A 13,549-nucleotide genomic window follows, 5' to 3' on the forward strand; every position below is an offset into this window, starting at 1 on the left:
GGACCCTGCGTCGCCGCGGCGGCCTGGTGGATCAGCGAGTGCCACTCGGCGTGGCCGTCGCGGGTCATCGGGGCCTGATCGCGTTCGGTCGCCCCGCCGCCGCGGGCCTTACCGACGTAGACGAGTCGCCCGCCCCCCGGCTCGTCGCCCTCGGTGAGCAGTCCTTCGGCGACGGCCAACTGGTACATCGCCAACTGGGCGTGGGCCTGGGCGTCGTCCTTGCTGACGGGGCTCTTGCCGGTCTTGATGTCGACGACGACGAGCCTGCCCTCGCTGTCCCGCTCGAGGCGGTCGAGGCGGCCGCGCACCCGTACCACGGGCGACCCGTCACCGGGATGGGCCACCTGACCCTCGACCTCGACCTCGGTGCCGACCTCGGTCAGCTCGTGGCGGGTGTCGGCACGCCAGCGCAGGAACGTCGACAACATCGCCAGGTGACGGACCAGCTCGTTGTCGGCGTGCCACTGCGCGTCGAAGGGCAGTTCGCTCCAGACCTTCTCGAGGTCGTTGAGCATCTGGGATTCCGTCTTGCCCGACTCGGACACCAGGGCATGCACCAACGACCCCAGCGCGGAGCGCACATCGCGCCCGGCGGACCCGCCGTGCCGTTCGAGCAACCAGCGCAGCGGGCAGTCCGAGAGCATCTGCAACGTCGACGGAGACAACGTCACCTCGTGGACGTCACCGTCCTCGCCGTCCCACAGTGGCTCCTCGGTGGACAGTCCACGCATCCCATACCAGGAAGCCGGGTCGGTGCCGTGCACGCCGGCCTCGGCAAGGCGCGCCAACTGTATTGCCGCGCAACATCTTTCTTCATCGGACACCGCGCCAGGAGCCGAGCAGACCACCGACCGCAGGCGCCCGACGAGGGCCGACGGGGCCAGCACCCGCGGGGCCCGGACCGGGGCGGCGTCCTCGACGACCGGTTCGGTCGCCAGCGCGCTGAGCTCACGACAGAACGACGACGGCAGCATCGCGTCGTCTCCGTCGTCGCTGTCGACGGCCGTCACCAACAGCCTGCTGCGCGCGCGGCCCATCGCCGCGATCAGCAGCCGGCGTTCCTCGGCGAGCAGCGGCGCCCTGCTGGAAAGCCGGCGCTCCCCGACATCGGCGACCCCGTCGATCACGTCGACCAGCTGCTGGGTGGCGAGTACCCCGCCACGCGGAGAGACGTTGGGCCACAGCCCTTCCTGCAGTCCGGCGATCACCACGAAGTCCCACTCGCGGCCCAACGACGAGTGCGCGCTGAGAACCGCGACCGCGTCGCTCCGAGGGGTGTCGTCGCTGCGGACGGGAGGCAGCGCGAGTCCGGAGACATGGTCGATCAGTCCGCGCAGTGAGGCCCCCGCTGTGCGCGCGACGTACTGTTCGGCGACGTCGAACATCGCGGTGACGGCGTCGAGATCACGCTCGGCCTGGGCCGCTGCCGGTCCACCGCGCTCGGCCTCGGCCAGCCACCGCCGCTGCAATCCGGAGCGGTGCCACGCCTGCCACAGCGTGTGCCGCGGATCCCGGCCCTCGTCGGCGCTGCGCTGCGCGGCCGCCAGCACCGCGCGTACCCGGCCCAGCGCCCGCCTCTGCTCGTCGGAGAGTGGATTGGAAGTGCGGTGCAACGCAGCGACGAGAAGGTCCCCGAACCCAGCCGCCGAGCCGGCTTCGGCCCCCCGGCGCAGCGCCCGCCGCAACTGCCGCAGCGACACCGGATCCACCCGACCGATCGGACCCGTCAGCAGTTGCAGAGCCCGCTGCCCGTCCAGACCGTCCGCCGTCGCCTCCAGCACGGTCAGCAGCGCGCGTACCGCAGGCTGATCCGCCAGCGCTGAATCAGCCTGTGGCACATCGACCGGCACGCCTGCTGCCGCCAACGCGCGCCCCAGCCCGGCACCCATCCGGGGCACCGACCGGACGATCACCGCCATCTGTGACCACGGTATTCCGTCGATCAGATGGGCGCGGCGCAGCGCATCGGCGATCAGTGTGGCCTCGGCGTGCGGTGACGCGGCGATCCGCACCGTCAGCGCGCCGGGCGCGTCGGTGCCGGTGAGCCGGCGGGTGCTCTCCTGGCCCGGCAGCCGACGTGCGACCGCACCGATGGCATCGGCCACCGGGGCTGCGCACCGGTGTGACTCGGTCAGCGACAACACCGGTCCGTCACCACGCAGCAGCGCCGGGTCGGCCCCTCGGTACCCGAACACGGTCTGGTGCGGATCTCCGGCGATCACGGCGAGTTCGGCCCCGCTCGCCAGCACGGCCACCAGTCGAGCGGCCTGCGGGTCGAGGTGCTGGGCGTCGTCGACCAGGAGCAGCTTGACCCGCGCGCGCTCGGCGGCCACCAGGTCGGCGTCCATGGCGAACGCCTCGAGCGCGGCGCCGACGAGTTCGGCGGCGCCCAATGCCGGCACGGTGGCCTGCGGAGCCGCCATCCCCACCGCCGATCTCAACAACATGATCTGCTCGTAGGCCTGGGCGAACCGGCCCGCAGCCCGCCATTCTGGCCTGCCTGCCAGCCGGCCGATGCGTTGCAACTCAGCGGGATCGACTCCACGCTCGCCGCACCGCGCCATCAGATCACGCAGTTCGGCGGCGAAACCGGCAGTGCCGAGCGCCGGCCGCAGCCGCTCCGGCCAACGCACCGGCGAGGCGGGACCGTCCTCGATGTCACCGGCCAGCAGTTCCCGGATGATGCCGTCCTGCTCGGCGCTGGTGATCAACCTCGGTGGCGGGGTCCCGTTGCGCTGCGCAGCCAGCCGCAGCACCGCGAACGCGTAGGAATGCACGGTGCGCACCAGCGGCTCCCGCACCACCGTACGTGCGCCCGAGCTCAGCAGCGTCGCTGTGATCGCGGCCTTGGCCTGCGCGCCGAGGCGCGCCGAACCCGTCAGCAGCAGAACCGATTCCGGATCACAGCCCGCGGACAGGTGTGCGACGGCCGTGTCGACGAGCAGGCGGCTCTTGCCGGTGCCGGCACCACCGAGCACCCGGATGGTGCCGCGCATCTCGGGACGACCCAGTGCGTCGGGGGTCAGCTCGGTGTGTGGCGCAGACATGTTGGCATGACACCACGAGGGTCTGACATCAGCGGCTCAGCGCGCGCTCCAGGAAGGGTTCGACGACGCCGAGCCAGCCCTGCGGATCCGATGTGAAGGGAAGATGGCCGGTGTCGAACTCGACGTAGGCCGATCCGCTGATCGCGTGATGCATGGCACGCCCCCAGGACCTGCGCTGGGTGCGGTCCCGGGTGCCCCAGGTGATCAGCGTGGGCGAGGTGATCCTGTCGGCGAGTGCTCGCAGGTCGGCCGCGGGGTCGGGGAAGCTGCGCCACATCGCCGCCGCGGTCTGCCTGCCGGCGCGGGTACGGGCGCGGGCGAGCACCCGCCCGACGACGTCACGGTCCGTGTCGGTCGTCGCCGCCATGTACAGCGGCACCGAAAAGCGCAACACCGCGCCGATCGTGCCCGGATGCCCCATCACCGCACAGAAGGCCCGGCTGACCGGGGTCCACGGGGTGAAGCCGGAACCGTTGACCAGCACCAGACCGGCCACCCGGGAGGGATCTCGGATAGCGAGTCGGCACGCCGCGAACCCGCCGACCGAGTTGCCGACGAACACCGCGTCGCGCAGCTCGAGGGCGGACACGAACTGCTCGAGCGCGTCGGCCAGGAGCGCGGCGCTGAGCGGCGCTGCCTGGGCAGATGAGTCACCGTGACCGGGCCAGTCGACGGAGATGACGCGGTACCGGCCGGCCAGGGCGGCGGCGACGTGGGTGTAGTCGGTGCGGTCGTGCAACGTCGCGTGCAGCAGCACCACCGCGGATCCGGTGCCCTGATCGGTGTAGGCCAGGGTTCCCGACGGCGTCCTGGCCAGGGGCATGCTCGTCTCCTCATTGACCGGTCGGTCGGTCAATAACGTAGCGCACCGGACGGTTCGTTGACCACCCGGTCGGTATGTTGGAAGACCGATGACTCCCCCATCTCAGACACCCGGCGCGCGGGCGGCGGCCAAGGAACGCACCCGCGACACGCTGCTGTCGGCGGGCTTCGTCCTGGCCGAGACCACCGGCCTCGAAGGCCTCAGCGTCAACGCGGTGGTGGCCACCGCCGGCGTGGCCAAGGGGACGTTCTTTCATCACTTCGGCGACCGCACGTCGTATCTCGTGGCGCTGCACCGTCGGTTTCACGACGACATCTTCGACGCGGTGCAGCGGGCCACCGCGTCGATGCGACCAGGCCGGGAACGGTTGACCGCGATGTCGGTGACCTACCTCGATGCCTGCCTGCGCCGGCGCGGCGTACGGGCCCTGATCCTCGAGGCCCGCGGGCAGCTCCCGATCCAGGAGGAGATCATCCGCCGCAACAACACCACCGTCGACCTCCTCACCGACGACTTCGTCGCGATGCGTCGGCCCCGCCCGCACGCAGCGGCCCGGCTGTGGCTCGCCGCGAACGCGGAATGCGCGCTGCTGGAACTCGACGCAGGTCGGGCCGACCCCGAGACCCGCGCCGCGCTCGCGGATCTACTCGACGGGCCACGAGTGGAGGCGTGACTGCCGAACTGGCACCATCATCGGCGTGATCGACGTGTTGCACACCCACCGTTTCGGACCGGCCGGGCCGGCGCGCGTCCTGGCGATCCACGGGCTGACCGGGCACGGCCGACGGTGGCAGACACTCTTCGAGCAGCACCTGCCCGAGATCGCGGCGCTCGCGCCCGACCTGCTGGGCCATGGCAGGTCGTCGTGGGACGCGCCGTGGACGATCGAGGCGAACGTGGCGGCGGCCGCGGCGTTGCTCGAGGCCGAGGCGGCCGGACCCGTCGTGGTCGTCGGCCATTCGTTCGGTGGCGCGGTCGCCCTGAGCCTGGCATCGACGCGGCCCGACCTGGTCAGCGCTCTGGCGCTCCTCGACCCGGCGGTCGCCCTCGACGGACGGTGGATGCGGGAGGTGGCCGACAGCATGGTCGAATCACCGGACTACACCGACCGCGAGGACGCGCGCGCCGAGAAGGCCAACGGGTCGTGGGGCGACGTGGCTCCCGCCGAGCTGGACCGCGAGCTCGACGAACACCTCGTCGCACTGCCGAACGGCCGTGTGGGGTGGCGCATCAGCATCCCGGCGATGCTGTCTTACTGGAGTGAGCTCACCCGCCCCGTTGCCGTCCCCCGCGACGGCACACCGACCACGCTGGTGCGCGCCACCCGCACCGATCCGCCGTACGCCTCCGAAGAACTGATCACCGGTCTGGATGCCGGACTGGGTTCGGGTTTTGTTCTGCTGGAATGGGATTGCGACCACATGGTGCCGCTCGCGAAGCCGGCCGAGACCGCGGCCGTGGTTCGCGACCAGCTGAGCTGACGTGGCGGCCATCACCGACGAGCAGGTGGAGGCGGTGCGTGCGCTCGTCGCGGCCGTGCCGTCGGGACGGGTGACCACCTACGGCGACATCGCTTGCGCGGCAGGGCTGTCCAGCGCCCGCATCGTCGGGTGGATCATGCGCATCGACTCGTCGGACCTGCCGTGGCACCGGGTGATCACCGCGTCGGGAAAGCCGGCGCCGCATCTGGCGTCGCGCCAGTTGGAACGGCTGCGCGCCGAAGGGGTGCTGGCCGACGACGGCCGGGTGCCGCTTCGGCAGTACCGCCACGCGTTCTGATCGCGAGCGTGAAGCCATGGCTGTGATCGCCACCGGAATCACAGCCGGGAACGCTATTCCGCGGGAAACCTAGACCGCCAGGCGGACCAGCGCTGCAGTGCGGGCCAGACCGGGGAATGCCACGGCCGTCGACCTCGGATGCAGGGCATGCACCGCCAAACGGAAGATCAACGCGCGCAACAGCATCTGCGGCCACTCCGGCAACGGTGTCCATCTCTCGATCAGGCCGTCGTCGGCGTCGCCCCAGGACAGCGCGTCGACCACCACCACCCCGGCGGCCCATGCCGGCGGTCGCCAGTACGGCGTGATGTCGGTAATCCCCGGAGCCGCCGTGCCGGCGAAAAGCACTGTGCCGTAGAGATCTCCGTGGACCAGCTGACTCGGACTCTTGGTAGGCCGGCGCAGCGAAGCGAGCTGGTTGATCAGTTCGACGGATTTCTGCCCGTCCGCGCTGCCCGGCGCCACCCGCGCACCCGGCGGCAGCGAGTGCAGCGGACGCTCCTCCCACGCCGCCCGGTCGGCGGCGATGAACACGTCGACGTCGGCCCACGGCGCCACCGGCGGCTGGGTCAGGAACCGGGGCCGCTCGAGCTTGGCGGTGGCTTCGTGCAACCGGACGGCGGCGGAGACCACCTCGTCGTGGCGGGGTTCCGGAGTGCCGGCGACGTACGTGTCGGCGCGCCAGCCGGCGACGACGTAACGGCCGTCGGTGGAACGCACCGGCCGGGCCAGCCGCACCCCGTCGACGAACAGCGTCTCGCGCACCTTGGCCGACCAGGCGGCCCGGGCGTGATCGGCGACCATCGACAGCACCACTTCGCCACAGCGCCAGCCGCCCTCCCAGCTGGATCCCAGCGGCGCCGGCTGCACCCCGGACAGCCCGAAGGCCGCAAGCACATGGTCGGGTGGGCGCTCGGCGGTCACCGGCTCAGCCTAAGCGGAACCGCGCCCAACCCAGCGTTAGTACATCACCATGTCGGGTTCGAGTTGCTTGGCCCAGGCCACGATCCCACCCTGCAGATGCATGGCGTCGGAGAACCCGGCCTTCTTGATGACCGCCAGGGCTTCGGCCGAGCGCACCCCGGTTTTGCAGTACAGCACCGGTACCCGGTCGTGCGGCAGCCGCGCCAGCCCGTCTCCGGACTCGATCGTCGACTTCGGGATGAGCTCGGCGCCGTCGATGTGGTTGATGTCCCACTCGACCGGCTCACGGACGTCGATCAACGCGAACTTCTGGCTGGAGTCGAGCAGCTCCCGCAGCTCCCGCGGCGTCACGGTGGCGTCGGCGGACGCTTCCGCGGCTTCGTCGGAGACCACACCGCAGAACGCCTCGTAGTCGATCAGCTCGGTGATCTTCGGCGTGGCCGGGTCCTTGCGGATCTTGATCGTGCGGTAGCTCATGTCCAGGGCGTCGTAGACCATCAGGCGGCCCAGCAGCGGCTCCCCGATACCGGTGATCAGCTTGATGGCTTCGGTGCCCATCACCGAGGCGATGGACGCGCACAGGATGCCCAGCACCCCACCCTCGGCGCAGGACGGCACCATCCCGGGCGGCGGCGGCTCCGGGTAGAGGTCGCGGTAGTTCAGGCCCAGCCCGTCGGGGGCGTCCTCCCAGAACACCGACACCTGGCCCTCGAAGCGGTAGATCGAGCCCCACACGTACGGCTTGCCTGCGAGCACCGCGGCGTCGTTGACCAGGTAGCGGGTGGCGAAGTTGTCGGTGCCGTCGAGGATCAGGTCGTACTGGGAGAACAGTTCGACGGCGTTGTCCGGTTCCAGCCGCACCTCGTGCAACCGCACGTCGACCAGCGGGTTGACCTCCAGGATCGACTCCTTGGCGCTCTGCGCCTTGGACCGGCCGATGTCGGACTGGCCGTGGATGATCTGCCGCTGCAGATTCGACTCGTCGACGACGTCGAACTCGACGATGCCGATCGTGCCCACACCGGCGGCGGCGAGGTAGAGCAGTGTCGGCGAACCCAGCCCGCCCGCCCCGATGACCAGGACACGGGCGTTCTTCAGACGCTTCTGCCCGTCCAGGCCGAGGTCGGGGATGATGAGATGACGGCTGTAGCGCGCCACCTCTTCGCGGGTGAGTTCAGCTGCTGGTGCTACCAGCGGCGGCAACGGGGTCGACACCGAGTTCTCCTTGGTTGGCTTCAGAAATCATCACATCAGTTGTGCATGGGTACTGCAATCAACAGCGATGAGGGCCCGGGGCTTCCCGGGGGCCGGATTCAGGCGATCGGGTAGGGCCAGGGATTGAACCGGCAGGTGATCCCGTCCGGGGTGACCGTGCCGGGGTCGAACCGGGCCGCGTCGTTGTTGCTCGTCGAGAACGTCTGCTGCATCATGATCGGCGCCAGCTCACCGTTGGCGGCGCACTGCTCGTGACGCTGGTAGCCGATGGCGTGGCCCACCTCGTGGTTGATCAGGTACTGCCGGTAGGAGCCGACGTCCCCCTGGAACGGCACCGCGCCGCGCACCCACCGGGCCTCGTTGACGAACACCCGCGGCTGGCCCTCGAATGCCGGGTTGTAGCAGGACGCCTCGAGCTGGATGTCATAGCCGCAGCCATCCCGAATCGTCATCGAGGACGTCAGCGACACCCGGAAGTCCGGCTCGATGCCCGACGCGGCGTCCACCCGCGTGAACGCGAACTGCGGATTGTGGGTCCAGCTCTTCGGGTTGGCCAGCGTCTCGCTGACCATCCGCGCGAAGCCGTCGTCGCCGCCGAAAGTCGTGGTGTCGATCCCGTCCTCAACCTCGACGGTGTAGGTGAACACCTTGGTGGTGCCCTGCCCGACCTGCGGCGTGCTGCCGGGCACCACGCGCCACGTCCGGGCACCCGCCGGGGTGAACGGCCCGCCGTCGGGCAGGATCCCGGTGGGCAGGCTGGCGTCGAACTCCGTGAGCCCCTTGGGCGGTGCGCCGACGATCGCGGTGCTCGCGACGCCGATGGTCGGCGGCCCCTGCACGGGTCCGTCCTCGTCCACCACCTCCGGCACGCTGGTTCCGGTGATGGTCTGGTAGCCGACCACCACCGTCAGCGCGACCAGCAGCGGTAGCGCGTAGGCACGCCATCCGTAGGTGGAGATGAAGCGACCGATCCAGGTCTGCTTGCGCCACCGCTTGCGGTCGTCCCGGTTCGATCTGACCCGGCCCGGCTGTTCGGCCAGCGGGTCACGCTGCGCGCGGAGAGGCTCTCGCCACTCGTCGCGCAGCACGGGGACCCGACCGCTCCCGCGACGCCCCGGGTCGTAGGTCACCGAAACAGGATGACACAGCTCGGAGGACTTGCACTCCCGGCGCGCCACCGCACGCCGCGCCAACCGGGCGCGGACCTCACGCGTACCGCAGGCCAACGGTAGCCACCGGTAGTAGTGTCAGTGCGGAGCGAATCAAACACGCCGGTCGCGCCGGCTGTAGATCTTGAGGTTCTGATGAGCGATCTCGCCAAGACGGCGCAGCGGCGGGGGGGACAACCAGCCAACGGCACCGGGTTACCCGCCACCGCGGCCCGGCGCGGTAACCGGCTGCCCCGAGACGAGCGCCGTGGACAGTTGCTGATCGCTGCCAGCGAGGTGTTCGTCGACCGCGGGTACCACGCCGCGGGCATGGACGAGATCGCCGACCGCGCCGGCGTCAGCAAACCGGTGCTGTACCAACATTTCTCGTCGAAGGTCGAGCTGTACCTGGCAGTGCTGCAACGGCACGTCGACAACCTGGTCTCCGGGGTGCGTCAGGCGCTGCGGACCACCACCGACAACCGCCAGCGGGTGCGTGCCGCGGTGGAGGCGTTCTTCGACTTCATCGAGCACGACGGCCAGGGCTACCGGCTGATCTTCGAGAACGACTACGTCACCGAGCCCCAGGTGGCCGCGCAGGTCAAGGTCGCCACCGAGTCGTGCACCGACGCCGTGTTCGACCTCATCAGCCACGATTCCGGCCTTGAACCGCATCGGGCCAGGATGATCGCGGTCGGTCTGGTGAGCATCAGCGTCGACTCCGCACGCTACTGGCTCAACAACGAGCGCCCGATCGACAAGAGCGACGCCGTCGAGGGCACGGTGCAGTTCATCTGGGGCGGGCTGTCCCACGTGCCACTGACCCGCTCCTGACCTTTCGCCGGAACTGTATTCCGGCAGCCGTCGACTCGCACTTTTGCTGCTGGAATACCGTTCCGGCGAGGAACTAGCGGGTGACCTCGGCGCCCACGGTGCCCACTCCGAAGCCGACCCTGCGCGAGTCGGCGGCACCGATCTCGACATAGGCGATCTTCGCGGACTGCACGAGAAAGCGCCGGCCCTTCTCGTCGGTGAGGCTCAGGACGCCCGCATCGGCGGCAAGCGCATCGGCGACCAACTTCTCCACCTCAGCCGGCGTCTGCGCGCTGTTGAGGATCAGTTCGCGCGGGCTGTCGGTGACACCGATCTTGACCTCCACGGTGAAAACCCTTCTGTTCGAATGCTTCGTCTTGTCCACAGGAGGCTAATGGACGCCGGGCCCGTGAGGCCGCGCCGGGATCTACGCGGTCAGCGAAACAGCGCCGCGAGCCCGAAACCGACGGGCGACCGAACCGAGTCCCGACCGTGACCGCAGAGCAGGCGCGCCAACCTCATTCATCACTTCTGTCCCGATAGCATCAGCCTCCGTACCGCAAGGAAAGCGACTGGGATAGCTGGATGAACAGGCCTTACACCGCACAATCGCCGTACTCCCTGACCCCGACGGAGCGCATCGAAAGCCCCCGCCGGGGCCGGCGCTACGCAGGCGGACACGGCAGTGCCGACCGGTATGCCGACGGGTACGCCGACCCATACGCCGATCCGTACGGCGAGCCGGACGGCGACCTGATCACCGATACCCTTCCGCCGTATCCCGACGACTACGACCCCGACGGTCCCGTCGAGGATTACGACGACTACGACATCGACGAGGCCAGCATCGACCGCCGGTGGATGTGGATCGCCGGGGTCGCAGGCGCGATCCTGTTCATCGCCGTCATCGCGGCCAGCCTGATCCTGGGCGGGGGTGACAGCGGATCGGTGTCGGCGACCATCGCATCCAGCCAGGGCGCGCCGACGTCCAGCAGCGCTCCTGAGCCCTCCGCGCCCCGCGTCGCGGCTCCGCCGTCGCTGCCTCCCGAGACGGTCACCACGGTAACCCCGACCCCGAGCGCGACCGCGACCGCGACTCCGACGGCGCAGCCCGTGCTGCCCCCGCCGCAGGCCGCTCCACCGCCCGCAGCGGCCGCTCCCGGAACGGTCACCTACCGGATCACCGGAGATCGCTCGCTCATCGATCTGGTGACGGTGATCTACACCGACCAGCGCGGCGCGCTGGTGACCGACGTGAACGTCGCGCTGCCCTGGTCCAAGACAGTGGTGCTCGATCCCGGCGTCACGCTGACCTCGGTGACCGCGACCAGCGTCCGTGGTCAGCTCAACTGCAGCATCACCGACGCCAACGGTGCCGTGATCGCCGCGCAGAACAGCAACTCGTTCATCACCAACTGCACGCGGTAGCGCGCCTGGTCAGGCCAGCCCGAGCTCGCGCATCCGGGTGCTGTGGGTGTGCTGGAGACGGTCGAAGAAATCGGTCATCTGCGACAGCCCACCGCCCGACATCACCAGGTCGACCAGCTCGTCGTGGTCGGCGAGGACGTACTGGGCCTGGGTGATGGCCTCACCCAGCAGCCGCCGCGACCACAGCGCCAACCGGTGGCGCTGACGGTCACTGGCCGTCACCGCGTCGCGCACCTCGCCGACGACGAATTGCGAGTGTCCCGTCTCCGACAACACCGAACGCACCACGGCGGCGACCTCGTCGGGCATCGACCCGGCGGTCTCGAGATAGAAATCGGCGGCCATCGCGTCGCCGACGTAGGTCTTGACCAACGCCTCGAGCCAGGTGCTCGGCGTGGTCAGCCGGTGATAGTTCTCCAGCGCCGACGCGTACTTGGTCATCGCCGGGACGACGTCGACACCGCGGCGCTCCAACGCGTCGCGCAGCACTTCGTAGTGGTTCATCTCGGCGGCCGCCATGCTGGCCATGTTGATCCGGCCACGCAGGTTGGGCGCCATCCGCGCCTCTTCGGTGAGCCGATAGAACGCCGCGACCTCGCCGTATGCCAACAGCGCGAACAGCTCGTTGATGCCCGGGTGCAGGGGCGACACCGTGGATGCACCCGCTTTTTCCGGGTTGTTCTGCGCTCCCGCCGGAGCGGGATCGGCGGCCGTGGGAGGCGTCGAAGACATGGCCCCAACTCTAGAGCGCCGGCGCGCCCGCAACGAGTGCGGTGACCGAGCAGCGGACCGACCGGCTACCATGGGGTCTGGTGTCGGCGCGAAAGTCGACAGATCGATAAAGGTCACGTGGGCTGATGGTCGCCGCAGGCACCTTGACAATGTGCGTGCACGACAGGCGGCCCGCCTCCTCATCGCAGGGCCTGACGGAGTTCTCTTCACAACTCGTGCGCGCTGGAACGCAACGAGGAATGACCGTGAAAGGCTTCGTTTACCCAGCATGACACCTGTAATCCCACATACAAGCCCGTCGTTTGCCGAGCTCGGAGTGCGCGAGGAGATCGTCCGCGCACTGTCCGAATCCGGCATCGAGCATCCCTTCGCCATCCAGGAACAGACCCTGCCGCTGGCCCTGGCCGGCGACGACCTGATCGGCCAGGCCCGCACCGGCATGGGCAAGACCTTCGCCTTCGGCGTGCCGCTGCTGCACCGGCTCACCACCGACACCGAACGCCCGCTCTCCGGCATCCCGCGCGCACTGATCGTCGTGCCCACCCGTGAGCTGTGCATCCAGGTCTTCGGCGACCTGACCGAGGCGTCGAAATACCTCAAGGCCGAGCACGAAGGTCAGAGCCGTCCGCTGTCGGTCGTCGCGATCTACGGCGGCCGCCCCTACGAGCCGCAGGTGGCGTCGCTGCAGAAGGGCGCCGACGTCGTCGTCGGCACCCCCGGCCGCCTCCTGGACCTCGCGCAACAGGGCCACCTGCAGCTCGGCGGGCTGTCGACGCTGGTGCTCGACGAGGCCGACGAGATGCTGGACCTGGGCTTCCTGCCCGACATCGAGCGGATTCTCAAGCAGATTCCGACCAACCGCCAGGCGATGCTGTTCTCGGCGACCATGCCGGACCCGATCATCACGCTGGCCCGCACGTTCATGAACCAGCCCACGCACATCCGCGCCGAGGGCGTTCAAGGCGCGGCCACCCACGAGTCCACCGAGCAGTTCGCCTACCGCGCGCACGCCCTCGACAAGGTCGAGATGGTCGCCCGAATTCTGCAAGCCGACAATCGCGGCGCGACGATGATCTTCACCCGCACCAAGCGGACCGCCCAGAAGGTCTGCGACGAACTCGCCGAACGCGGCTTCAAGGTCGACGCCGTGCACGGCGATCTCGGCCAGGGCGCCCGGGAGAAGGCGCTCAAGTCCTTCCGCAACGGTGACGTCGACGTGCTCGTCGCCACCGACGTGGCCGCCCGGGGCATCGACATCGACGACATCACCCACGTGATCAACTACCAGATCCCCGAGGACGAGCAGGCCTACGTGCACCGTATCGGCCGCACCGGGCGCGCGGGCAAGACCGGCATCGCCGTCACCCTCGTCGACTGGGACGAACTCCCGCGCTGGACGATGATCGACAAGGCGCTCGGCCTGGAGACCCCGGACCCGGCCGAGACGTACTCCAGCTCACCGCACCTGTACGAGGAACTGGACATCCCGACCGACGCCACCGGCAAGATCGGCCGCAGCCGCGCGGCGGACAGCCCGAGGAGGGAGCCCAAGCGCTCCTCCGCGGACGGCGAGAGCAGGCCGGCCCGGCGCAGCGACCGGACGCGGCGACGGACCCGCGGCGGCCAGACCGGTGGCGGGC

13 protein-coding genes are annotated in these 13,549 nt (G+C 69.7%); 6 read left to right on the forward strand and 7 right to left on the reverse strand.

Annotation, left to right across the window (positions count from 1 at the left end; all coding sequences use genetic code 11):
* Positions 1–3,047: ATP-dependent helicase (locus tag WA944_RS17955; RefSeq protein WP_526647199.1), on the reverse strand; the 3,047-nt coding region annotated here is incomplete at its 3' end.
* Between the two features lie 28 nt (positions 3,048–3,075).
* On the reverse strand, positions 3,076–3,870 hold the full coding sequence (locus tag WA944_RS17960) for an alpha/beta fold hydrolase (protein WP_526647200.1): 795 nt from the start codon (positions 3,868–3,870) through the stop codon (positions 3,076–3,078).
* Between the two features lie 88 nt (positions 3,871–3,958).
* On the opposite strand from WA944_RS17960, the gene WA944_RS17965 reads away from it, so the two are divergent.
* The 3 genes from WA944_RS17965 to WA944_RS17975 are packed head-to-tail and all read left to right on the forward strand — an operon-like array spanning position 3,959 to position 5,649.
* Entirely contained in the window at positions 3,959–4,543 is a 585-nt protein-coding gene (locus tag WA944_RS17965) for a TetR/AcrR family transcriptional regulator (protein WP_526375157.1), read from the forward strand.
* Positions 4,544–4,568: 25 nt separating this feature from the next.
* Entirely contained in the window at positions 4,569–5,351 is a 783-nt protein-coding gene (locus WA944_RS17970) for an alpha/beta fold hydrolase (protein WP_526607744.1), read from the forward strand.
* Between the two features lies 1 nt (position 5,352).
* Entirely contained in the window at positions 5,353–5,649 is a 297-nt protein-coding gene (locus WA944_RS17975; protein ID WP_526607741.1) for an MGMT family protein, read from the forward strand.
* A gap of 69 nt (positions 5,650–5,718) precedes the next feature.
* On the opposite strand, the gene WA944_RS17980 is transcribed toward WA944_RS17975, so the two are convergent.
* The 3 genes from WA944_RS17980 to WA944_RS17990 form a co-directional block, all read right to left on the reverse strand.
* Positions 5,719–6,573 carry a TIGR02569 family protein gene (locus WA944_RS17980; protein ID WP_526607738.1) on the reverse strand — a complete coding sequence of 285 codons (855 nt, stop codon included), beginning with the start codon at positions 6,571–6,573 and terminating at the stop codon, positions 5,719–5,721.
* Positions 6,574–6,609: 36 nt separating this feature from the next.
* Positions 6,610–7,788, reverse strand: a complete 1,179-nt coding sequence (moeZ, locus tag WA944_RS17985; protein WP_526370336.1) for an adenylyltransferase/sulfurtransferase MoeZ — start codon at positions 7,786–7,788, stop codon at positions 6,610–6,612.
* A 98-nt stretch (positions 7,789–7,886) separates the two neighbouring features.
* Positions 7,887–8,918 carry a DUF3152 domain-containing protein gene (locus WA944_RS17990; RefSeq protein WP_526370338.1) on the reverse strand — a complete coding sequence of 344 codons (1,032 nt, stop codon included), beginning with the start codon at positions 8,916–8,918 and terminating at the stop codon, positions 7,887–7,889.
* Between the two features lie 174 nt (positions 8,919–9,092).
* Between WA944_RS17990 and fasR the strand changes: the two genes are divergently transcribed.
* On the forward strand, positions 9,093–9,770 hold the full coding sequence (gene fasR, locus WA944_RS17995) for an HTH-type transcriptional activator FasR (RefSeq protein ID WP_163888717.1): 678 nt from the start codon (positions 9,093–9,095) through the stop codon (positions 9,768–9,770).
* 73 nt (positions 9,771–9,843) lie between these two features.
* Here the strand turns inward: fasR and WA944_RS18000 are convergent, their stop codons facing one another.
* Entirely contained in the window at positions 9,844–10,095 is a 252-nt protein-coding gene (locus WA944_RS18000) for a DUF3107 family protein (RefSeq protein WP_526370340.1), read from the reverse strand.
* 239 nt (positions 10,096–10,334) lie between these two features.
* Between WA944_RS18000 and WA944_RS18005 the strand changes: the two genes are divergently transcribed.
* A complete protein-coding gene (locus WA944_RS18005) occupies positions 10,335–11,177 on the forward strand; it encodes a hypothetical protein (protein ID WP_526370342.1) in 843 nt (280 codons plus the stop codon).
* A 9-nt stretch (positions 11,178–11,186) separates the two neighbouring features.
* Here WA944_RS18005 and WA944_RS18010 read toward each other — a convergent pair whose 3' ends face one another.
* Positions 11,187–11,909, reverse strand: a complete 723-nt coding sequence (locus WA944_RS18010) for a ferritin-like fold-containing protein (protein ID WP_526370344.1) — start codon at positions 11,907–11,909, stop codon at positions 11,187–11,189.
* A gap of 268 nt (positions 11,910–12,177) precedes the next feature.
* Between WA944_RS18010 and WA944_RS18015 the strand changes: the two genes are divergently transcribed.
* Positions 12,178–13,549: DEAD/DEAH box helicase (locus WA944_RS18015; RefSeq protein ID WP_526647201.1), on the forward strand; the 1,372-nt coding region annotated here is incomplete at its 3' end.

The organism is Mycobacterium sp. (genome assembly GCF_049683355.1).
Lineage (GTDB): Bacteria > Actinomycetota > Actinomycetes > Mycobacteriales > Mycobacteriaceae > Mycobacterium.